Raw genomic sequence first — 21,857 nt, forward strand, 5'->3', positions numbered from 1 at the left:
AACCCCGACGAAGGCAACCCGCATGAAAAGGCAAGCAATGGCAAGGGACGAGCACGACGACGAGAACAGCTCCTATACCGCGACACCGACGGTGCGGCTGTTCCTGTTCCTGGAGGCCATCGCGCGCCTGTCCTGCCATTTCACGCTGCAGGAGATCGTCAACGAGACCGGCATGCCCAAGCCCAGCGTGCACCGCGTGCTGCAGCAGCTCGAGGCCGCCGGCATCGTGCAGCGCGACGGCGACGACCGCCACTACGTGCTGGCGCCGCGCATGCGCCGCATCGCCAACGACCTGCTGCTGCGCGACAGCCTCTACGCCGCGCGCCACGCCGTGCTGCGCGACCTGCGCGAGGCCGTGGGCGAGAGCTGCAACCTCACCTCGTTCCAGAGCGGCGAGGTGCTCTACCTCGACCGGGTGGAGACCATGGCGCCGCTGCGCTTCTTCCTGCAGCAGGGTTCGCGCGTGCCGGCGCACTGCTCGGCCACCGGCAAGCTGTTCCTGTCGCAGCTGGCGCCGCGCCAGCAGAAGCACCTGGTCGAGGCGGCGTCGCTGGAGCGCTACACGCCCAACACCATCGTCACGCCCGAGGCGCTGTACGAGGAGGTGGCCCAGACCAAGAAGCGCGGCTACGGCATCGACAACGAGGAATTCCTGCACGGCCTGGTGTGCTTCGCGGTGCTGGTGCCGTCGGCCAGCGGGCTGTCGAACCTGGGCGTGGCGATGCAGGGGCCGTCGCTGCGCCTGCCGGTGGATACGGTGGACAAGTACCTGCCCGCGCTGCGCAAGGCCGCCGAGGCGCTGGCCAGGCTGGAGGGCGAATGAAGAACGGCCCCGTCGCCGCAGGGCGCGGCGAGGGGGCCGGTGGTGGCGGCGCGCGGGATCAGGCCGCCATCTCGGCGGCCGCGATCTGGCGCACGCCCATGGCCTGGAGGGCGTCGGCCACGGCCGCGACCGCGCCGGGGATACCGGCCTCGCCGAAGTGGCCGATGCAGCCCACGCGGAAGGTCTCGAGCTGCGTCAGCTTGCCGGGGTAGAGGATGTAGCCGCGCTGCTTGACCTGCTGGTAGAAGGCCTTGAACTCATAGGCCGGATCGGCCGGCGCGTGGAAGGTGACGATGATCGGCGCCTGCAGATCGTCGTCGAGGTAGGTGCGGAAGCCCAGCGCGCGCATGCCGTCGATCAGCGCCCGGCAGTTGCGCGCGTAGCGGCCGCCGCGCGCCGGCAGGCCGCCTTCGTCCAGGTACTGTGTCATTGCCTCGTCCAGCGCCGCGACGATGTGCGTGGGCGGCGTGAAGCGCCACTGCGTGGTCTTCTGCATGTAGATCCACTGGTCGTACAGGTCGAGCGCCAGCGAATGGGCGTTGCCCTCGCATTGCTCGAGCACGCTGCGGCGCGCGATCACGAAGCCCATGCCGGGCGGGCCTTCGAGGCACTTGCCCGAGGCGGCGATCACCGCATCGAACGGGGTCTGGCGCGCATCGATCTCCAGCGCGCCGAACGAGCTCATCGCATCGACGATCAGGCCGCGCCCATGTTGGGCCACCACCTGCGCCACCTCGTGCAGCGGGTTGAGCACGCCGGCGCCGGTCTCGCAGTGCACCAGGGCCACGTGGGTGATGGACGGGTTGGCGGCGAGCGCCCGGTCCACGTCGGCGGGGCGCACCTGCTGCTCCTCGCTGTAGTCGATGGTCGTCACCTTGCGGTCCAGCACCCGGCAGATGCGGGCCAGGCGCGCGCAGTAGGCGCCGTTGCTGGGCACTAGCACATGCCCGTTGCGGGGCACCAGCGTGCCGATGGCCGCCTCGACCGAGAAGGTGCCGCTGCCCTGCATGGGCACGCATTCGTGCGTGCCCTGGCCGTGCACGATGTCGAGCACGCGCTGGCGGATGCGGGTGGTGATCTGGTTGAAGTCGGCGTCCCACGATCCCCAGTCGCGCAGCATGGCCTGGCGGGTGCGGTCGGAGGTGGTCAGCGGGCCGGGGGTGAGCAGGACGGGGTAGGGGGCTTGGCTCATGGAGGACTCCAGTGGGTGGGAGGGGAAGGGGGAAACCGGTGGTTCAGCCGCGGCCGAGGTGGCGCCAGGCCTGGGTGCGTGCCAGCAGCACGCGCGTGGCCAGCGAGTAGGCGATGCAGACGATGGTGGAGGTGACGACGATCAGGCTCGCCAGCGCCGCCGCGGGGCCGATGTCGCCGGCCTCGTCCAGGTGCATGATCGCCACCGACGCGAGGATGGTCTCGGGCGTGTACAGGAAGATCGCGCACGACAGGCTGGCCATCGAGACCACGAAGAAGTAGCGCGCGATGTCGAGGATGGCGGGCAGGCACACCGGCACCGTCACGCGCAGGAAGGTCTTGAAGAACGGCACCTTCAGCGAGGCCGACACGGCCTCGAACTCGTTGTCGATCTGCTGCAGCGCCGTCACCGCCGTGAGGTGGCTGGAGGTGTAGTAGTGCACGACCATCGACACCACCAGGATTGCCATGGTGTTGTAGAGCACGTTCAGCGGGTTGGCCGGGTGGTTGAAGAACATCACGTAGCCCAGGCCCAGCACCAAGCCGGGCACGGCCATGGACAGCACGGCCATCAGGTGCATGGCGGGGCGCATCCAGCCGAGGTTGCGCGTCTTCTCGATCAGGTAGGCGCCGAGGAACACGATCACCGAGCCGATCGCCGCGGTGCACAGCGCCACGAGCAGGCTGTTGGTGTAGGCATCGGCCATGTCGCTCTCGACCAGCGCGAAGTGGTAGTGCTTGAGCGTGAACGTGAGGTCGTAGGGCCAGAGCTTGATGACCGAGGTGTAGATCGCCATGCCGATGGTGGCCAGCAGCAGGCCGCAGACCAGCACGCAGAACAGCGCCAGCAGTGCATCGCCCACGCGGTGGGGCTTGGGCACGTAGGGCACCGAGCGCGCGGTGAGCTGGGCCTTGAGCTTGCGGCGCACGCTGTAGTCGATGCTGAACGACACGATGGACGGCACCAGCAGCAGCAGGCCCACCACCGCGCCCATCGAGAAGTTGTGCTGGCCGACCACCTGCTTGAACACGTCCACCGACAGCACGTTGAAGTTGCCGCCGATGACCTTGGGCGCGCCGAAGTCGCTGACCACGTAGGTGAACACCACGGTGACGGCGCTGATCAAACCATATTTGCACGAGGGCAGCGTGATGGTGGTGAACTGGCGCCAGCCCGGCGTGCGCAGCGCGGTGGCGGCCTCGTACAGGCGGCCGTCGGCCAGCGACAGCGCGGTGACCAGGATCATCAGCGCATGCGGGAAGGTGTTGTAGACCTCGGCCAGGATGATGCCCGGCGCGCCGTAGATCGAGGCGCCGCCCAGCAGGAACTTGAGCGCACCCTGGTTGCCGAACCACTGCACGAACGAGATCGCCGACAGCAGCGAGGGTGCGAGCAGCGGGATCAGCGCGATCAGCCGCACCGTGGCCTTGAACGGCGTGGGCAGGCAGGTGCGGGTCAGCGCATAGGCGCAGACGAAGGCGGTGGGCACCGAGATCAGCGCCACCACGGCGGCGACCCACACCGAGTTCCAGGCCGCGCGCAGCAGGCTCGGGGTCTGGAAGTAGGTGACGAAGTGCGCCATGCCAGCGAAGCGGCCGTCCTTGTCCAGCACTGCGTTGACCAGGATGGACGCCAGCGGCGCCAGCAGGAAGGTGAGCAGCAGCGCCATCACCGCGAGCAGCACGGCGCGGGCGATCAGCGCATCGCGGCTCCACTGCAGGCGGGGCATGGCGGGGGCAGAGGCGGGCACGCGGCCGGCGGTTGCGGTGGCGCTGCTCATGCGGCCGCCCGGGGTGCGAAGACGCGGATGCGGTGGGCGCGCAGCGCCAGGTCGATGCGGTGGCCCTCGCGGATGTCCAGGTCGTGCATCTGGTTCAGCGAGAAGTGCAGGCCCAGGCTTTGCCCGTCCAGCGCGTCGCAGCAGACATCGGCAATGCACAGGCCGCCCAGAAACTCCACCTTGGTAATCAAGGCGTTCAGGCGGTGCGGCGTGTGGGGCTGCAGGTTCTCGACCACGCGGTCCTCGGGGCGCAGGTAGAGGCAGGCCTCCTGGCCGGGCTCGAACTGGCTGTCGCAGGCCTCGCACTCCAGCTCCATCTCGCCGACGCGAAAGCGCTTGCCGCCCAGCGCCTCGCCGCGCAGCACGTTGACCTTGCCGACGAAGTCGGCGACGAAGGGCGTGGCCGGCCGCTCGTAGATGTCCATGGGCGTGCCCACCTGCTCGATCACGCCGTGGTTCATGACCACGATGCGGTCGGCCATGGACAGCGCTTCCTCCTGGTCGTGCGTGACCATGATGGTGGTGATGCCGACCTGCTTTTGCAGCCGGCGGATCTCGGCGCGCAACCGCACGCGCACGGTGGCGTCCAGCGCCGACAGCGGCTCGTCGAGCAGCAGCAGGCCGGGGTTGGTGGCCAGCGCCCGCGCCAGCGCCACGCGCTGCTGCTGGCCGCCCGAGAGCTGGCTGGGGTATTTGTGGCCCGAGGTGGGCAGGCCCACGAGGGCGAGCAGCTCGGCGACGCGGGCCTGGACCTGGGCCTTCTTCATGCGGCTGTTGACCAGGCCGTAGCCCACGTTGTCGGCGATGCTCAGGTTGGGGAACAGCGCGTACGACTGGAACACGATGCCGTAGTCGCGCTTGTCGGCCGGCAGCCACGAGATGTCGCGGCCGTTCTGCACGATGCGGCCCGAGCTCTGCGTTTCCAGCCCGGCGATGATGCGCAGCAGCGTGGTCTTGCCGCAGCCCGAGGGGCCGAGGAAGCACAGCATCTCGCCCGGGCGCACGCTCAGGTTCACGTCGCGCAGCGCGCTGAAGGTCTCGAAATTCTTGTGGATGCCGGTGATTTCGAGCGCGGGGGTGGTGCTCATGGCCTCGGCGATCAGTTTGGCGGCGGTCATATCCATGGTGGGGCTCATCGTGGGTGGAAGGGCCCCCGCGGCGCAGGCCGCGGGGCGATGGATGGCGGGCACGCCGCCTGGTTGCTTACCTATTTGGCCTCGGCCTTGCCCTCGTAGCGCTTGCTCCACTCGGCCAGGATGCGCTCGCGGTTCTTCGCGGCCCAGTTCAGGTCGTTCTTGGCGAGCAGCTGCTCGTAGTTCTCGGGAATGCCCTCCAGCTTCTTGGCCACGCCGGGGTAGGCCACCACGGCCCACCAGTTGGCGGTGACCTCGTTGGCTTCCTTGCTTGCGAACCAGTCGGCCGCGCGCTTGGCCAGCTCGGGTTTCTTGGTGGTCTTCATGATGGCCGTGCCCTCGATGTCCCAGCCCAGGCCTTCCTTGGGGAAGACCAGCTCCACCGGCGCGCCCGAGCGCAGCACCTGGTGCGCGCGGAACTCGAACGAGATGCCGATGGGGAACTCGCCCGCGCCGGCCTGCTTGCAGGGCTTGGAGCCGGAGTGCACGTACTGCGCGATGTTCTCGTGCAGCGCGTCCATGTACTTCCAGCCGTCGGCGTCGCCCCACATTTGCAGCCACGACGACACATCGAGGTAGCCGGTGCCGCTGGACGCCGGGTGGGGCATGACGATGGCGCCCTTGTAGATGGGCTTGGCCAGGTCCTTCCAGGTCTCGGGCTTGGGCAGGCCGCGCTTCTTGGCCTCGACCGTGTTGAAGCAGATGGCCGCGGCCCACACGTCCATGCCCACCCAGGCCGGGGGCCGGGCGGTGTCGGAGTAGGCGGGCGTGAGCTTGTCGAAGCCCTTGGGCTCGTAGGCCTGGAGCATTCCCTCCTGCTGCAGCAGCGCCAGGCTGCTGGCGGCCACGCCGGCGACCACGTCGGCCTGCGGATTGGCCTTCTCGGCCAGCAGCTTGGCCGTGATGATGCCGGTGGAGTCGCGCACCCACTTGATCTCGATGTCGGGGTTGGCCTTCTCGAAGCTGGTCTTGTACAGCTTCATCGCATCGGTCTCGAGCGCGGTGTAGACCAGCAGCGGCGTGCGCTGCTGGGCGGCCGCCGCGCCCGCGGCCAGGCCCAGCACCGCAGCGCACAGGGCCATCGTGATGCGGCTTGCGCCGGTGGTGGTTTTCATCGTCTTGTCTCCTGTTGGTTCTGTAATACAGGACTCTTGCGGCCCCGCCGACAGTCGTGGAGTGCCGGTGGAATGCAATGTAGATTGTGAACTGAAGACTGTCAATAGAAAACTGTTGACAGTTTGCAATCGACGCAGAACAATGGCATCCATGGACTCGAAACAACCCCCCTCCGCCCTGGCTTTCCTGCAATCGAGCTCGCTGCCCATGCTGGTGCAGGAGGAGATCGAGCGCCTGATCATGACCGGCGAGCTGCCCGTGGGCAGCCGCCTCAACGAGAGCGAGCTGTCGCAGCGCTTCAACACCAGCCGCGGGCCCATCCGCGAGGCGCTGCGCGCGCTGGAGGAAGCCGGCCTGCTGCGCACCGAGAAGAACCGCGGCATGTTCGTGCGCGAGATCGCCTTCGAGGAGGCCGACGAGATCTACGAACTGCGCGAGGCGCTGGAGGAGATCATCGGCCGGCGCGTGGCGCGCGCCATCACGGACGACGGCATCGAGCGCCTCAAGGCCATGACCGAGGCCATGCGCGTGGCCGCGCAGGCGCAGGAGCTGGAGCAGTACGCGCAGCTCAACCTGCAGTTCCACGACATCCTGCTGGACACCGCGGGCAGCGCCAAGCTCACCGAGACCTACCAGCGCCTGATCAAGGAGCTGTCGCTGTTCCGCCTGCGGGCGCTGGCCGGCGGCGGCGGCCTGCGCGTGTCGGCCGACGAGCACCGCGAGATCGTCGATGCCATCGCCTCGCGCGACCCCGGGCGCGCCGGCCAGGTGCTGCGCCAGCACGTGGCCGACAGCCGCGCCCGCATGCACAAGGCCCTGGGCCGTGGCCCGGCCCACGACACGAATCCGGACGCGCCGCAGCAGCCGGCCACCGGAGCGCCGGCCGCAGACGCCCCGGCGGCGGATACCTCTTCACCCACCAAGGAAGCCTGAGATGACGACCCCCCAGACCATCGAAGTCAACAACCGCAGCTACCGCTGGATGCCCCGCCCCGTGGTGGTGGTGTGCGTGGACGGCTGCGAGCCGGCCTACCTCGACGCGGCCGTGGCGGCCGGCGTGGCGCCGTACCTGGCGCGCATGCGCTCGCAGGGCGCCGACCTGCTGGCCGACTGCGTGGTGCCCTCGTTCACCAACCCGAACAACCTGTCCATCGTCACCGGCGCGCCGCCGGCCGTGCACGGCATCTGCGGCAACTACTTCTTCGACCGCGACCTGGGCGAGGAAGTGATGATGAACGACCCCAAGTACCTGCGCGCCGGCACCGTGCTGGCGGCCTTCGCCGACGCGGGCGCCAAGGTGGCCGTGGTCACCGCCAAGGACAAGCTGCGCAAGCTCCTGGGCAACCGCATGCAGGGCATCTGCTTCTCGTCCGAGAAGGCCGACCAGGTGACGCAGGAAGAGCACGGCATCACCGGCGTGCTCGACCTGGTGGGCATGCCTGTGCCCTCGGTCTACAGCGCCGAGCTGTCCGAGTTCGTGTTCGCCGCCGGCGTCAAGCTGATGGAGACGCGCCGGCCCGATCTGATGTACCTCTCGACCACCGACTACGTGCAGCACAAGGCCGCGCCGGGCAGCGAGGCCGCCAACGCCTTCTACGCCATGATGGACAAGTACCTCGCGCAGCTCGACGCGCTGGGCGCCACCATCGTGCTCACCGCCGACCACGGCATGAACGACAAGCACAGCGCCGACGGCAGCCCCAAGGTCATCTACCTGCAGGACCAGCTCGACGCCTGGTACGGCCCCGAGCGCGCCCGCGTGATCCTGCCCATCACCGACCCCTATGTGGTGCACCACGGCGCGCTGGGCTCGTACGCCACCATCTATGCGCCCGACGAGGCCACCGCCGCCGAATGGATCGCCCGCATCCGCGAGCTGCCCGGCGTGGAGCTGGCGCTGACCCGCGCCGAGGCCGCGAAAAAATTCGAGCTGCCGGCGGACCGCATAGGCGACATCGTCGTCGTCAGCGAGCAGAGCACCGTGCTCGGCACCGCGGCCAGCCGCCACGACCTGTCGGGGCTGGACGCACCGCTGCGCTCGCACGGCGGCATCTCCGAGCAGCGCGTGCCGCTGATCTGCAACCGCCCGGTCAGCGGCATCGCCAGCAGCCGGCGGCTGCGCAACTTCGATGCCCTTGATCTCGCCCTGAACCACGCCGCCGCCTGACCCATCCGGAGACACGAGCCATGAGCCTGCCCCAAGCCAAACCCATCGAGATCCGCCGAGAAGCCCTGCGCATCGCCGGCGAGAAGGTCTACCGCGACGAGGTGATCGATGTCACCTACCCCTACACCGGCGAAGTGATCGCCACCGTGCCCAAGGCCACGCTGGGCGACGTGCGCCGCGCCTACCAGATCGCCCGCGATTACAAGCCCACGCTCACGCGCTACGAGCGCTACCAGATCCTGATGCGCGCCGGCGAGATCATCGCCTCGCGCCTCGACGAGATCTCGCGCATCATCACGCTCGAATCGGGCCTGTGCCGCAAGGACTCGCTGTATGAGGTGGGCCGCGCGTCCGATGTGCTGCTGTTCGCCGCCAACCAGGCGCTGGTGGACGACGGCCAGGTGTTCTCGTGCGACCTCACGCACCACGGCAAGAGCCGCAAGGTCTACACCACCAAGGAGCCGCTGCTGGGCGTGATCACCGCCATCACGCCCTTCAACCACCCGCTGAACCAGGTGATCCACAAGGTGGCGCCGGCCGTGGCGACCAACAACCGCGTGGTGCTCAAGCCCAGCGAGAAGACGCCGCTGGCCGCCTACGTGCTGGCCGACATCCTGTATGAAGCCGGCCTGCCGCCGCAGATGCTGTCGGTCGTGACCGGCGATCCGCGCGAGATCGCCGACGAGATGCTCACCCACCCCGACGTCGACCTCGTCACCTTCACCGGCGGCGTGGCCATCGGCAAGTACATCGCCGGCAAGGCGGTCTACAAGCGCCAGATCCTGGAGCTGGGCGGCAACGATCCCATCATCGTGATGGAAGACGCCGACGTGGAGGAGGCCGCCACGCTGGCCGCCAGCGGCTCGTACAAGAACTCGGGCCAGCGCTGCACCGCCGTCAAGCGCATGCTGGTGCACGAGGCGGTGGCCGACCGGTTCGTCGAGCTGCTGGTGCAGAAGACCCAGGCGCTGAAGTACGGTGACCCGATGGACCCGCACAACGACATGGGCACGGTGATCGACGAGGAGGCCGCCATCCACTTCGAGCAGGTGGTCAGCGAAGCCATCGCCCAGGGAGCCAAACTGCTGGCCGGCCATGTGCGCCGCGGCGCGCTCTACGCGCCCACCGTGCTCGACCATGTGCGGCCCGAGATGACGGTCGTGAAGCACGAGACCTTCGGCCCCGTGTCGCCGGTGATCCGCTTCAAGGACATCGACGAGGCCATCCGCATCTCCAACGGCACGGCCTACGGCCTGTCGTCGTCGGTGTGTACCAACCGGCTGGACTACATCACCCGCTTCATCCGCGAGCTGAACGTGGGCAGCGTGAACGTGCGCGAGGTGCCCGGCTACCGGCTGGAGCTGACGCCGTTCGGCGGCATCAAGGACTCGGGCCTGGGCTACAAGGAAGGCGTGCTGGAGGCGATGAAGAGCTTCTGCAACACCAAGACCTACTCGCTGCCCTGGTGAGCCGAGGCCAAGCCATGAGTCTCAGCATCGACGACATCGTCCACCTCTTCGAGACCAAGGGCCACGCGCAGTACGACGGCGAACCCGTCACGCAGCTGGAGCACGCGCTGCAGTCCGCGCACTACGCGGAGCAGGCGGGCTCGGGCAGCGCGCTGATCGCCGCCGCGCTGCTGCACGACCTGGGCCACCTGCTGCACGACCTGCCGGGCTCGCCCACGCAGGCCGGCGTGGACGACCTGCACCAGTACCGCTGCATCCCCTTCCTGCGCGGGCTGTTCGGCGAGGCGACCATCGCGCCCATCCGCCTGCACGTCGATGCCAAGCGCTACCTGTGCGCACGCGAGCCCGGCTACCTCGAAGCGCTGTCGCCCGACTCGGCGCGCAGCCTGGTGCTGCAGGGCGGCGTGTTCGACGCGGCCCAGGCCGAAGCCTTCGGCGCGCAGCCCTATGCGCTCGATGCCGTGGCGCTGCGCCGCTGGGATGACCTGGCCAAGTCGGCCGACGCCCGGGTGCCCGGTCTCGCGCACTTCGTGCGCCACCTCGTCCTCGCGGCGGACGAGCACCGCGCCCAGCGCGCCGCCGCCGCACCTTCTGCCACATTCGCCACCGCCACGGAGTAAGCACCATGCGCCCCTTCTGGATCGAGCAGGCCTTGTTCAACGACGGGGCGCTGGCTCCGGCCCTGCAGGGTGCGCAGCAGGCCGACGTGTGCATCGTCGGCGGCGGCTTCACCGGCCTCTGGACGGCGATCCAGTGCAAGCAGCAGCAGCCGCAGCTCGACATCGCCATCGTCGAGAGCGACCTCTGCGGCGCCGGCGCCAGCGGGCGCAACGGCGGCTGTTTGCTGACCTGGTCGGCCAAGTTCTTCACGCTGCGGCGATTGTTCGGCGAGGCCGAGGCCGTGCGCCTGGTGCGCGCCGCGGACGATGCCGTCGGCCACATCGAGCGCTTCGTGCGCGAGCACGGCATCGAAGCCGAATTCCGCCGCGACGGCACGCTCTACACCGCCACCTCGCGCGCGCAGATCGGCACGCTGGCGCCGGTGATCGCGGCGTTGGCCGAGCGCGGCATCAACTCCTACCAGGAGCTGCCGCCTGAAGAGGTTGCGCGCCGCTCGGGCTCGGCGCGCAACCTCGCTGGCGTTTTCTCGCCCATCGCCGCCACCGTGCACCCCGGCAAGCTGGTGCGCGGCCTGCGCCGCGTGGCGCTGCAGATGGGCATACGCATCCACGAGCGCAGCCCCATGGTGGCGCTGGAGCGCGGCCAGCCCGCCGTCGTGCGCACGCCCTGCGGCAGCATCACCGCGCCCAAGGTGGTGCTGGCGATGAACGCGTGGATGGCCAGCAGCTTCGCGCAGTTCGAGCGCAGCATCGCCATCGTCTCCAGCGACATGATCATCACCGAGCGCTGCCCCGAGCTGCTGCGCGCGGCGGGCCTGGCCGATGGCGTCTCGGTGCTCGATTCGCGCACTTTCGTCTACTACTACCGCACCTCGGCCGACGGCCGCCTCATGCTCGGCAAGGGCGGCAACACGTTTGCGCGCGGCGGGCGCATCGCGCCGGTGTTCGACGAGCGCTCGCCCTACGAGGCCGAGCTGACGCAGGCGCTGCACGGCTTCTTCCCGTCGCTCAAGGGCGTGCCCGTCACCGCGAGCTGGAACGGCCCGTCCGACCGCTCGGTGACCGGCTTTCCCTTCTTCGGCCGGCTCGATGGCGCGCCGCACATCTACTACGGCTTCGGCTACTCGGGCAACGGCGTCGGGCCCACCTACATGGGCGGGCAACTGCTGTCGTCGCTGGTGCTCGGCCAGGACAACGCCTGGACGCGCAGCCCGCTCGCGCGCGGGCCGCTGGGCAGCTTTCCGCCCGAGCCCTTGCGCTATGCCGGCTCCATCGTGGTGCGCAACGCCATCCGCCGCAAGGAGCGCGCCGAGGACGAGGACCGCACCCCCTGGTGGCTGGACCGCCAGCTCAGCAAGCTGGCCAACGCCGCGGGCAAGGCCGACAAGGCTTAGGGAGGCTCTTCACGAATCGTCGCGTCGCATGCATCTGCGGACTCGGGCGGTCTGCGGCGTTGCAAATGCTCGCGATAGCTACGGCTATCGCTGCGCTTTGCGCGCGGGGGGCCGCCCCCTTGCAGCCCATCCCGATCCGCAGCGCCTGCTTTCCGCTCGATTCATGAAGAGCATCCCTGATCAAAAACAAGAGCTGCTGGCGCTCATTGCTATTGGAATTTAATGTGATTTCTATCTGAATCCGTTGAATGACAAGCGCTAGCAGCTATGATTTTTGTCAAAACCCCGGCGCGCCGCCCGCATAGGCCTCCAGCCCCAGCGCCACCACGGCCGCCACGTCCTCGCCCACCTCGGCGCGGAACTCGGCCTCGGCCTGCGCCACCGCCAGCTCGAAGGCCTTGAGCCACAGCAGCCCGGTCTCGGTGAACTGCACGCGCCGCGCCCGCGCGTCGTGCGGGTCGGCGGCCTTGCGCACCAGGCCCCAGGCCTCGCACTGGTCGACCAGGCTGGCCATGGCCTGTTTGCTCATTCCCGCGCGCTCGGCCAGGTCGGTCAGCCGGTCGCCGGCCAGCGACAGGTGCCGCGTGATGTGGATGTGCGCGGCGCTCACCTGGTCGCGCGCCGCCAGATTCGACAGCGCCAGCGGCACATCGATGTCGCGCGCCATCAGCTGCAGCACGCGCGCATCGAAGCGGCGCATCGCATGGCCGAGCAGGCGGCCCAGGTGGGTCTGGCGCCAGGCGTCCGAGGCCGGCGTGGTGGGTTGCAGGGGGTGCATAGAGCTTGATTTTAGTCAGGCAAACTGACTAAAAAGAGGGTTTCCGGCAAAGTATAGGTCGCATAAACTACTGTTCAAGCATCCAGCCTGTCGATCCATTCAGGTGCATGCAAACCCTCTCACCCTTCAAGGAGCACTCCATGGACGCCGCCACCAAGAACGCCAAATCCACCGCCGACAACAGCGAAAAGGCCAAGGCCCTGCAGGCCGCGCTGGCCCAGATCGAGAAGCAGTTCGGCAAGGGCACGATCATGAAGCTGGGCGAAGGCGAGGCCATCCAGGACATCCAGGTCGTCTCCACCGGCTCGCTGGGCCTCGACATCGCGCTGGGCGTCGGCGGCCTGCCGCGCGGTCGCGTGATCGAGATCTACGGCCCCGAATCCTCGGGCAAGACCACGCTGACGCTGCAGGTCATCGCCGAAATGCAGAAGCAGGGCGGCACCTGTGCCTTCATCGACGCCGAGCACGCGCTCGACACCAGCTACGCCCAGAAGCTCGGCGTGAACCTCGGCGAAGTGCTCATCAGCCAGCCCGACACCGGCGAGCAGGCGCTCGAGATCGTCGACTCGCTGGTGCGCTCGGGCGCCGTGGACCTGATCGTCATCGACTCGGTGGCCGCACTCACACCCAAGGCCGAAATCGAGGGCGAGATGGGCGACCAGCTCCCCGGCCTGCAGGCCCGCCTGATGAGCCAGGCGCTGCGCAAGCTCACCGCCACCATCAAGAAGACCAACTGCATGGTCATCTTCATCAACCAGATCCGCATGAAGATCGGCGTGATGTTCGGCTCGCCCGAAACCACCACCGGCGGCAATGCGCTAAAGTTCTACGCCTCGGTGCGCCTCGACATCCGCCGCACCGGCACCATCAAGAAGGGCGACGAGGCCATCGGCAACGAAACCAAGGTCAAGGTGGTGAAGAACAAGGTCTCGCCCCCGTTCAAGACGGCCGAGTTCGACATCCTGTTCGGCGAGGGCATCTCGCGCGAGGGCGAGATCATCGACATGGGCGTGAACGCGCGCATCATCGAGAAGAGCGGCGCCTGGTACGCCTACGGCGGCGAGAAGATCGGCCAGGGCCGCGACAATGCGCGCGAATTCCTGCGCGAGAACCGCGACCTCGCCATCGAGATCGAGAACAAGGTGCGCGACAGCCTGGGCATCGCCCTGATGCCGACCGACGGCGTCATTCCCGATCCGGAAGAGAAGGAAAAGTCCAAGTAAGGCCGGCGCATGTCGTTTGCCAGGCTCTCGCTCAAGGGCCGCGCGCTGCGCCTGCTGGCGCTGCGTGAGCACTCGCGCAGCGAGCTGCAGGCCAAGCTCGCGCCGCATGTGCAGGAGGACGAAGACCTGCCGGCGCTGCTCGACGAGCTGGAGGCGCGCGACTTCATCAACCCGCAGCGCGTGGCCGACTCCGTCGTGCACAGCAAGGCCCAGCGCTACGGCGCGGCCCGCGTGGCGCAGCAGCTGCGCAGCAAGGGGCTGGATGCCGAGCTGATCGGCGCGGCCGTCGAGCAGCTGCGTTCCACCGAACTGCAGCGCGCCCGCGAGGTCTGGCGCCGCCGCTTCGACGCCCCGCCCGCCACGCCACAGGAGCGGGCGAAGCAGATGCGCTTTCTGCTCGGCCGCGGCTTTGGCGGCGACGTGGTGCGCAAGGTGCTGGGCGGTGCAGGCGACGAGGACGATGGCGCATAGCGCCTCCATGCCGCGCACGCATACCAGCTAGAAGCCCCGGGGCAGTGCCCATGGCCGCCGATTGCGGCCAGAGTAGGGGCTCCACAGGAGATCTCCGCATGCAAAGACGATGCTTTGCCGGCGCCTTGCTGGCGCTGGCCGCCCTGCCGCCGGCGGCGGGCGCGCAGCCCCTTTCGACCAAGCCCCTCCGCATCGTGGTGCCCTTCGGCCCCGGCGGCGTGGCCGACCTCACCGTGCGCAGCGTGGCGCAGAAGATGACCGAGCTGATGGGCGGGCAGCCCATCATCGTCGAGAACAAGCCCGGCGCGGGCGGCGTGGTGGCGGCCGAGCAGGTGGCCCATGCGGCGCCCGACGGGCTGACGTTGCTGCTCATGTCCAACGCCAACGCGGTGGCCGAGGGCCTGTTCAAGTCGCTGCCGTACAGCGCGGTGCGCGATTTCGCGCCGGTCTCCACACTGGGCTATTTCGACCTGGCCGTGCTGGTGGCGGCCGACAGCCCCATCCGCTCGCTGCCCGAGCTGGTCGCCCAGACCAGGGCCCGGCCCGGCCGGCTCAATATCGGCACGATCAGCATCGGCAGCACGCAGTACCTGGCGGCCGAGCTGTTCAAGAGCACGCTGGGCATCGACGTGCAGATCGTGCCGTTCAACGGCTCGCCGGCCGTGGTGAATGCGCTGCGCGGCAAGCAGGTGGACGCGGCGGTGGAAATCCTCGCGCCGGTGCTGCCCCAGGTCAGCGGCAAGGCGCTGCGCGCACTGGCCGTGATGGGCGGGCAGCGCGCGCCCGAACTGCCCGGCGTGCCCACCGTGGCCGAGAGCAGTGCGGCCGCCAAGGGCTTTCAGGTGGCTTCGTGGAATGCGCTGGCCGCCCCGGCCGGCACGCCACCCGCCACCATCGCCCGGCTGAACCAGGCGGCCCAGGCCGCGCTGGCCGCGCCTGAGGTGCGCCAGCGCCTGCGCAGCCTGGGCGTGGAGGCGCGCGGCAGCACACCCGAGCAGCAGGCCACGCTGTTGGCCGGCGAGATCCGGCGCTGGGGTGCGGTGATCGAGCGCGCCGGCATTCCCCGGCAATAGGAGCGGATCAGCGCGCCAGGCAGCGCTGGATGCCCAGCGCCACCAGCGCCATGCCCGCCAGCCCGTTCACGCCGCGCTCCACGCGCAGGTAGCCGGACCGCAGCGCGGGCGTGCCGAACACGGCGGTGATGCCCCAGTGCCAGCCCAGCGACAGCAGGGTGACGAGCACGATGGTGGCCGCATAAAACCACGCAGGTGCGCCTACGGGAAAGATGGCGGCAAACGCGCTGGTCCAGAACGCCGCGCCCTTGGGGTTGGTCATGCCCGTCAGCAGGCCGGTGCGGTAGGCGGCCCATGGCGTGGCATGCCGGGCGGCGGGTGCGTCGGCGGCGGCAGGCCGCGGCGCCAGGGCGGCGCGCAGCAGCTGCGCGCCGTACCAGACCAGGTAGGCCGCGCCCAGCAGGCGCACGGCCGTGGTCAGCCAGGGGTGCTGGCCCAGCAGCGTGGACAGCCCGGCCAGCGCCACCGTCACCCAGAAGACCGATCCCGTCACCAGGCCCAGCACCACCTGGCGCGCCTCTTGCCGGCGGCCTTCGAGCGCCATCTGGCTCAGGATGAAGAAATTGGGCCCGGGGCTGGCGAGCACCGCCAGGTAGATGCCGGCGATGAGCAGCAGCGAGGAAAGGTATGCCATGGCGGCTGATTGTTCCACTTCGCGCGGCCGGGGTTCATGCGTTTTTCGCAGCGCAGTGATGCGGCGGCGACAAAAAAAGGGAGCCCGGGGCTCCCTTCATGGCATGGCCGTGGCCTACGGACGGTCTGCGGCACGCGGGGCCGCCATGCCGCGCAGGTAGCGCTCGATGCGCAGGAACACCACGACCATCATCATCAGCACGAAGGACCACAGCATGATGGAGAGGATCAGCAGGTTGGACGGCTCCATCAGCCGGTGGAACCAGGCGGTGGTGGCGCCGCTGCTGCTTTCGCGGGCTTCCGAGGCCTTGCTGGAAAAGGCCATGTGGTAGTTCATCAGCAGGTTGTTCACCACGTAGGAGGCGGTCTGGCGGTCGATGCCCTTTTGCACCCTGGGGTCCGCCAGCAGGGTCTCGAAGGCCGCGGGCGCGCCCAGCACAAAGGCGCGGCCGGCGTCGTAGCCATGACCTTCCATGACGGCGTAGCTGCGCTCCAGCAGCTCCTTGCCGATGGAGACCGCGTCATGCGTTTCGCTCCCTTCGCTGGCGGAGGCGGCAGCGGCAGCGGCCGATGCGGCGTCGTCGGACGCATCGACGGCCGGAACACCGGGGTCGTCCTCCCAGGCCTTGACGATCTGCCCCAGCGTCTGCGCGGGTGCGAGGCCGCTGCCATACTGGGTCTCCTCCAGCGCCGCGCGGGCCGCCGGCTTGCGCTCGATGGCGCCGCGCAGCAGCGCATCGACCCGGGCAAAGGCCTGGACCGCGGCGGCATCGGCGGCCAGCTTGCGGTAGCTCTCGGCCATGTCGACATTGCCATCGTTGAAGCTGTAGTCGAAATCGGAGTAGGTGGTGCGCTTGAGATCGGCGTCGTCGATCTTCACGTCCGACCATTGCACGGTGCTGGCGGCGTGCGCTTCGTCCGCCTTGTCACTCTTGCCCGGCAGTTCTGCCACGAGCCACGCCACCAGGCCGGCCAGCGTCAGCAGCACCAGCGCGATCATCACGATCCGCGCCAGAAACAACAGCCCGCTTTCCAATCTCTGCAACATATCCCTGCTCCCAAAAAGAAAGCGCGCAGTGTGCCATTGCAGGCCGGGCGAGGGCGGTCCGCAGGCCTGAATTATTGAAACCTTTGGTTTCAACGTCTGGAATCGGAAAAAATTATCAATCCGGGGCGCCATGGGGCCGATGCCGAAAAGCTAGCATCGCCTTTTTCCCCAGGAGACCTTGCAATGAAATTGGTACGTTACGGCCAGGCCGGCCACGAGAAGCCGGGCCTGATCGATGCCCAGGGCCAGCTGCGCGACCTGTCGGCCCAGCTGGCCGACATCGACGGCGCGGCGCTGGCGCCCGAGGCGCTGCAAAGGCTCGCCACCCTCGATGCGGCCGGCCTGCCCCTGGTCAGCGGCCCGGTGCGCTACGGCCCGCCGGTGGCGCGCGTGGGCAAAGTGATCGGCGTGGGGCTGAACTATGCCGACCACGCGGCCGAGACCGGCTCGCCCATCCCGGCCGAGCCCATCCTCTTCCTCAAGCCCATCTCGTCCATCACCGGGCCGGACGACGCGGTGGTCATCCCGCGTGGCTCGGTCAAGACCGACTGGGAGGTGGAGCTGGGCGTGGTGATCGGCAAGAAGGCCTCGTGCGTGTCCGAAGCCGAGGCGATGGATTACGTGGCCGGCTACACCGTGGTCAACGACGTGTCCGAGCGCGAATTCCAGCTCGAGCGCGGCGGCCAGTGGGACAAGGGCAAGGGCTGCGACACCTTTGCACCCATCGGCCCGTGGATGGTGACCCGCGACGAGGTGGCCGACCCGCAGAACCTCGCGCTGTGGCTGGAGGTCAACGGCAAGCGCTTCCAGAACGGCAGCACGCGCACCATGATTTTCTCGGTGGCGACGCTGGTGAGCTACATCAGCGGATTCATGTCGCTGCTGCCGGGCGACATCATCAGCACCGGCACGCCGCCCGGCGTGGGCCTGGGGCAGAAGCCGCCGGTCTACCTGAAGCCCGGCGACACCATGCGCCTGGGCGTCGAGGGCCTGGGCGTGCAGACCCAGGTGACCCGCGCCTGGTCGCGCGAAGAAGCCTAGGGTTGGTCGTCAGGCCGCGCCGGTGATCTTGGAGCTGAACACCACCGCGGTCATCACCACGATGATGATGGCCAGCACGGCGAACCACTTGAGCATCAGGTACTCGGTGCGTTCCTCGGCGGCCTCTTCCTCGGGCGTGGGGATGTGGTTGGGGCGGGTGTAGTCCATTTTCTTGTCTCCGGTGGGGGCCGCGGCGCAGTGCGCGGCATAGGTTTCCTGGGCGGTGAAATTTAACCGAGCCACCGGCCGCCGTACAGGCCGGCGCGCCATGTCCACCGGCACCGGCAGGTCATTGGCGCCGCGTGGCCCACCAGCATACCAGCGAGCCCAGCGTGACCAGCGCCACGCCCTGCCAGAACGACCAGCCCGGACGCACCGCCAGCCACAGGCTGGCCCACAGCGCCGACAGCACCGGCGTGAAGTACGAGCCCGCTGCCAGCACCGCCAGGTGGCCGCGCTGGATGCCGTGCTCCCAGCACACATAGCCCAGCGCGGTGCTGGCGCCGATGGCCAGCACCTGCGCGGCCACGCTCCAGCTCCAGGCCATGGGCGGCGGCGCCAGCGCCAGCCATTGCAGCCACAGCAGCGTGGCCGTCAGCAGCAGGAACAGGCCCACGGCATTGAGGCCGCCGCCGTACATGCGCGCCAGCACCGAGTAGGCCGGCCACATCAGCGCCGCGCCCAGCGCCAGCGCATAGGCCAGCGGATTGGCGGCGACGTGGCCGCCCACCTCGGCCAGCGTGGCACCGCTGTCGCCGCCCAGCACCAGCGACAGGCCCCACAGGCACAGCAGCACGCCCGGCCACAGCCACCAGCGCGCCCGCTGCTGGCGGCACAGCACGGCCAGCACGATGGTCAGGCTGGGCCAGAGGTAGTTGATCATGCCCAGCTCCATGGTCTGCTGGCGGTCGTGCGCGAGGCCGATCGCCACCGACAGGCAGATCTCGTACAGCGCGAACAGCAGCCCGCAGCCCAGCAGGTAGATGCGCGAGGCCTGGCGCAGCTGCTGGCGGCTGGGCACGCCCCGCACCAGCAGCACCAGCGTGGCGCTGACGCTGAAGAGCACGGCCGCGCCGCCGAGCGCGCCCAGCGATTCGGACACCGAGCGCATCAGGCCCACGGTGCTGCTCCAGCACAGCACGGCGACCAGGCCGATGGCGGTGGCGCGGCGCAGGGCCTCGGGGGAACGGTCGGCGGTGGTCATGGCAAGAGTGGGGATGTCAAAAACAGGAGCTGCTGGCGCTTGTCATGTCAGGATTTCAAGTGAAAAATCATTTGAAATCGTTATATGGCAAGCGTCAGCAGCTATCAATAAATGAAAAGCGGCCCGCAGGCCGCTTTCAGGAAGGCGCGGTACGCCGCTCACAAGCCCAGCATCAGCTTCAGGTTCTGCACCGCGGCGCCGCTGGCGCCCTTGCCCAGGTTGTCCAGGCGGGCGATGGCCACGGCCTGGCGGTGCTGCTCGTTGGCGAACACGCGGATCTCCAGGTTGTTGGTGTTGGCCAGCGTGTCGGCGGCGAGCTTGCCGTCATCGGTGGGCGGCAGCACCTTCACCCATTGCTCGGGCAGGTTGGTCTTGCCGTAGTGCGCGGCATAGGCGTCGTGCACGGCGGCGGCCGTGGGCGCGCCGGGCAGCAGGTCGAGGTGCAGCGGCAATTGCACCAGCATGCCCTGCGCGAAGTTGCCCACCGCGGGGATGAACACCGGGCGGCGGGCGAGGCCCGTGTACTTCAGGATCTCGGGGATGTGCTTGTGCGTCAGCCCCAGCGCATAGGCCTCGTAGGGCGCAGCGGTGCCCGCTTCGTAGGTCTCGATCATGCTGCGGCCGCCGCCGCTGTAGCCCGACACCGAGGGCAGCGACACCGCCGCATCAGCCGGCAGCAGTCCTGCATCCACTAGCGGGCGCAGCAGGGCGATGGCGCCTGTGGCGTAGCAGCCGGGGTTGGAGACGCGGCGCGCGCCCTTGACGGCCTCGGCCTGGCCGGCGGCCAGTTCTGGAAAACCGTAGACCCAGCCGTCGGCCGTGCGGTGCGCGGTCGAGGCGTCGATGATCTTGATGGTGCGGCCGGTTTCCTTTTCGATGGCATCGACCAGCGCGGCCGTCTCGCGGGCCGCGTCGTCGTGCAGGCACAGGATGACCAGGTCGACGCCGGCGATCAGCGCGCGCTTGGCGGCCGGGTCCTTGCGCAGCTCGGGAGCGATGCTCACCAGCTCCACGCCGGGCAGGTCGACCAGGCGGTCGCGGATCTGCAAACCGGTGGTGCCTGCTTCGCCGTCGATGAACACTTTTGCCATTGCTACGCTCCTGGGGAAAACCTGATTGCCGAAGTAAACGCTTATTGTGCGACAAATGCGTTGCAGGCGTAGCGCAATACCGCAGATCGCTGTTGCCCCGCCGCCAAAACCCCTGCATGGCTTCGTGGATTAGTGGGGCATTTGCATGGCCGGGCCCAGGCAGGCCAGGAATCACCGCAGGGTGAGCATATTCTTTGATGGAATGGGCCTCATTCGCAGTGGATATCAGTGCATATAGCTATCAATAACATAGTAATTACGTAGATGTCCTTACCGGAATGCACGTACCGGCAGGGCCTGGAACGCAGTCTGCGCAAGCATTTGCGCGGTGCAGCATGGTAAATTCGCGGCCTGCTAGGCCACTGCACCCTGTGCGCTGCAGGTTTTTTGCAGGCATGGCCCCGCCAGGTTTTCACCATCGTTTGAGAGAGCAATCATGAAAATTCATGAATACCAAGGCAAGGAAATCTTGCGCCAGTTCGGTGTGCCCGTGCCCCGCGGCATCCCCGCGTTCACGGTGCAAGAGGCGGTAGAAGCCGCGCAGAAACTTGGCGGCCCGGTGTGGGTGGTCAAGGCGCAGATCCACGCCGGTGGCCGTGGCAAGGGCGGCGGCGTGAAGGTGGCCAAGACGATCGACGACGTCAAGGCGCTGGCCGGCCAGATCCTGGGCATGCAGCTCGTCACCCACCAGACCGGCCCCGAAGGCCAGAAGGTGCGTCGCCTGTACATCGAAGACGGCGCCGACATCCAGAAGGAATACTACCTGTCCGCCGTGACCGACCGCGCCACGCAGAAGGTTGCCTTCATCGCTTCGAGCGAAGGCGGCATGGACATCGAGGAAGTGGCCCACTCCACGCCCGAGAAGATCGTGACCGTGATGGTCGATCCGCTCGCCGGCTTCACCCAGGCCAACGGCGAAGCCCTGGCCCAGGGCATCGGCATGCCTGCCGACTCCACCGCGCAATTCATCGACATCTGCCAGAAGCTCTACAAGTGCTACATGGACACCGATGCATCGTTGGTCGAGATCAACCCGCTGAATCGCGACTCCAAGGGCAACGTGGTTGCGCTGGACGCCAAGTTCAACTTCGACTCCAACGCCCTGTTCCGCCACCCCGAGATCGTGGCCCTGCGCGACCTGGACGAGGAAGATCCGGCTGAAGTCGAGGCCTCCAAGTTCGACCTGGCTTACATCAGCCTGGACGGCAACATCGGCTGCCTGGTGAACGGCGCGGGCCTGGCCATGGCCACCATGGACACCATCAAGCTGTTCGGCGGCGAGCCGGCCAACTTCCTGGACGTGGGCGGCGGCGCCACCCCCGAGAAGGTCACCGAAGCCTTCAAGATCATGCTCAAGAACCCCAAGGTCAAGGGCATCCTGGTCAACATCTTCGGCGGCATCATGAAGTGCGACACCATCGCCACCGGCGTGATCACCGCCTGCAAGGCCGTGAACCTGAGCGTGCCGCTGGTCGTGCGCATGAAGGGCACCAACGAAGAACTGGGCAAGAAGATGCTGGCCGAATCCGGCCTGCCCATCATCAGCGCCGACACGATGGCCGAAGCCGCCACCAAGATCGTCGCCGCCGTCAAGTAAGCCC

General features: G+C 68.2%; 21 protein-coding genes. 11 read left to right on the top strand and 10 right to left on the bottom strand.

Annotated features, from left to right (window positions below; all coding sequences use genetic code 11):
* Positions 1 to 22 precede the first annotated feature (22 nt).
* Complete coding sequence (locus ACYVKR_RS21320; protein WP_460482979.1) at positions 23 to 823, top strand: IclR family transcriptional regulator; 801 nt, start codon at positions 23 to 25, stop codon at positions 821 to 823.
* A gap of 58 nt (positions 824 to 881) precedes the next feature.
* On the opposite strand, the gene ACYVKR_RS21325 is transcribed toward ACYVKR_RS21320, so the two are convergent.
* The 4 genes from ACYVKR_RS21325 to ACYVKR_RS21340 form a co-directional block, all read right to left on the bottom strand.
* The gene (locus ACYVKR_RS21325) at positions 882 to 2,015 is read right to left on the bottom strand and encodes a 2-aminoethylphosphonate--pyruvate transaminase (RefSeq protein ID WP_460482980.1); all 1,134 of its coding nucleotides are present in this window, start codon (positions 2,013 to 2,015) and stop codon (positions 882 to 884) included.
* Positions 2,016 to 2,058: 43 nt separating this feature from the next.
* Positions 2,059 to 3,795, bottom strand: coding sequence for a putative 2-aminoethylphosphonate ABC transporter permease subunit (locus ACYVKR_RS21330; protein WP_460482981.1), 1,737 nt, complete (start codon positions 3,793 to 3,795; stop codon positions 2,059 to 2,061).
* Positions 3,792 to 4,919, bottom strand: coding sequence for an ABC transporter ATP-binding protein (locus tag ACYVKR_RS21335; protein WP_460482982.1), 1,128 nt, complete (start codon positions 4,917 to 4,919; stop codon positions 3,792 to 3,794). The genes ACYVKR_RS21330 and ACYVKR_RS21335 overlap by 4 nt, the downstream gene beginning before the upstream one ends.
* Before the next feature lie 83 nt (positions 4,920 to 5,002).
* Positions 5,003 to 6,043: a type 2 periplasmic-binding domain-containing protein gene (locus tag ACYVKR_RS21340; RefSeq protein ID WP_460482983.1), complete on the bottom strand. Its 1,041-nt coding sequence runs from the start codon at positions 6,041 to 6,043 to the stop codon at positions 5,003 to 5,005.
* Positions 6,044 to 6,194: 151 nt separating this feature from the next.
* Here ACYVKR_RS21340 and ACYVKR_RS21345 point away from each other — a divergent pair, with 151 nt between their 5' ends.
* Genes ACYVKR_RS21345 through ACYVKR_RS21365 form a run of 5 tightly spaced genes read left to right on the top strand, consistent with a single transcriptional unit; the run spans position 6,195 to position 11,694 of the window.
* Positions 6,195 to 6,977, top strand: coding sequence for a phosphonate utilization associated transcriptional regulator (locus tag ACYVKR_RS21345; RefSeq protein WP_460482984.1), 783 nt, complete (start codon positions 6,195 to 6,197; stop codon positions 6,975 to 6,977).
* Position 6,978: 1 nt separating this feature from the next.
* Positions 6,979 to 8,211, top strand: a complete 1,233-nt coding sequence (phnA, locus tag ACYVKR_RS21350; RefSeq protein ID WP_460482985.1) for an alkaline phosphatase family protein — start codon at positions 6,979 to 6,981, stop codon at positions 8,209 to 8,211.
* Between the two features lie 20 nt (positions 8,212 to 8,231).
* Positions 8,232 to 9,680, top strand: coding sequence for a phosphonoacetaldehyde dehydrogenase (phnY, locus tag ACYVKR_RS21355; RefSeq protein WP_460482986.1), 1,449 nt, complete (start codon positions 8,232 to 8,234; stop codon positions 9,678 to 9,680).
* 14 nt (positions 9,681 to 9,694) lie between these two features.
* Complete coding sequence (locus ACYVKR_RS21360) at positions 9,695 to 10,300, top strand: HD domain-containing protein (RefSeq protein ID WP_460482987.1); 606 nt, start codon at positions 9,695 to 9,697, stop codon at positions 10,298 to 10,300.
* Between the two features lie 5 nt (positions 10,301 to 10,305).
* The gene (locus ACYVKR_RS21365; RefSeq protein WP_460482988.1) at positions 10,306 to 11,694 is read left to right on the top strand and encodes an FAD-dependent oxidoreductase; all 1,389 of its coding nucleotides are present in this window, start codon (positions 10,306 to 10,308) and stop codon (positions 11,692 to 11,694) included.
* 277 nt (positions 11,695 to 11,971) lie between these two features.
* Here the strand turns inward: ACYVKR_RS21365 and ACYVKR_RS21370 are convergent, their stop codons facing one another.
* Positions 11,972 to 12,472 carry a MarR family winged helix-turn-helix transcriptional regulator gene (locus tag ACYVKR_RS21370; protein ID WP_460482989.1) on the bottom strand — a complete coding sequence of 167 codons (501 nt, stop codon included), beginning with the start codon at positions 12,470 to 12,472 and terminating at the stop codon, positions 11,972 to 11,974.
* Between the two features lie 140 nt (positions 12,473 to 12,612).
* On the opposite strand from ACYVKR_RS21370, the gene recA reads away from it, so the two are divergent.
* From recA to ACYVKR_RS21385, 3 genes are all read left to right on the top strand, one after another.
* Positions 12,613 to 13,695, top strand: coding sequence for a recombinase RecA (recA, locus tag ACYVKR_RS21375; RefSeq protein ID WP_460482990.1), 1,083 nt, complete (start codon positions 12,613 to 12,615; stop codon positions 13,693 to 13,695).
* Positions 13,696 to 13,704: 9 nt separating this feature from the next.
* A complete protein-coding gene (gene recX / locus ACYVKR_RS21380; protein ID WP_460482991.1) occupies positions 13,705 to 14,166 on the top strand; it encodes a regulatory protein RecX in 462 nt (153 codons plus the stop codon).
* Between the two features lie 98 nt (positions 14,167 to 14,264).
* Positions 14,265 to 15,239, top strand: coding sequence for a type 2 periplasmic-binding domain-containing protein (locus ACYVKR_RS21385; protein WP_460482992.1), 975 nt, complete (start codon positions 14,265 to 14,267; stop codon positions 15,237 to 15,239).
* A gap of 7 nt (positions 15,240 to 15,246) precedes the next feature.
* Here the strand turns inward: ACYVKR_RS21385 and ACYVKR_RS21390 are convergent, their stop codons facing one another.
* Positions 15,247 to 15,873, bottom strand: coding sequence for a LysE family translocator (locus ACYVKR_RS21390; RefSeq protein WP_460482993.1), 627 nt, complete (start codon positions 15,871 to 15,873; stop codon positions 15,247 to 15,249).
* Positions 15,874 to 15,987: 114 nt separating this feature from the next.
* Positions 15,988 to 16,920, bottom strand: coding sequence for a hypothetical protein (locus ACYVKR_RS21395; protein ID WP_460482994.1), 933 nt, complete (start codon positions 16,918 to 16,920; stop codon positions 15,988 to 15,990).
* Between the two features lie 183 nt (positions 16,921 to 17,103).
* On the opposite strand from ACYVKR_RS21395, the gene ACYVKR_RS21400 reads away from it, so the two are divergent.
* Entirely contained in the window at positions 17,104 to 17,961 is an 858-nt protein-coding gene (locus ACYVKR_RS21400) for a fumarylacetoacetate hydrolase family protein (protein ID WP_460482995.1), read from the top strand.
* Positions 17,962 to 17,970: 9 nt separating this feature from the next.
* Here ACYVKR_RS21400 and ACYVKR_RS21405 read toward each other — a convergent pair whose 3' ends face one another.
* The 3 genes from ACYVKR_RS21405 to argC form a co-directional block, all read right to left on the bottom strand.
* Entirely contained in the window at positions 17,971 to 18,129 is a 159-nt protein-coding gene (locus tag ACYVKR_RS21405) for a hypothetical protein (RefSeq protein WP_460482996.1), read from the bottom strand.
* A gap of 121 nt (positions 18,130 to 18,250) precedes the next feature.
* Positions 18,251 to 19,165, bottom strand: coding sequence for a drug/metabolite transporter permease (gene yddG / locus ACYVKR_RS21410; RefSeq protein ID WP_460482997.1), 915 nt, complete (start codon positions 19,163 to 19,165; stop codon positions 18,251 to 18,253).
* 158 nt (positions 19,166 to 19,323) lie between these two features.
* On the bottom strand, positions 19,324 to 20,256 hold the full coding sequence (argC, locus tag ACYVKR_RS21415) for an N-acetyl-gamma-glutamyl-phosphate reductase (RefSeq protein WP_460482998.1): 933 nt from the start codon (positions 20,254 to 20,256) through the stop codon (positions 19,324 to 19,326).
* A gap of 436 nt (positions 20,257 to 20,692) precedes the next feature.
* Here argC and sucC point away from each other — a divergent pair, with 436 nt between their 5' ends.
* On the top strand, positions 20,693 to 21,853 hold the full coding sequence (gene sucC / locus ACYVKR_RS21420; RefSeq protein ID WP_460482999.1) for a succinate--CoA ligase subunit beta: 1,161 nt from the start codon (positions 20,693 to 20,695) through the stop codon (positions 21,851 to 21,853).
* The last annotated feature ends 4 nt before the right edge of the window (positions 21,854 to 21,857 follow it).

This window comes from Comamonas humi (assembly GCF_054782535.1).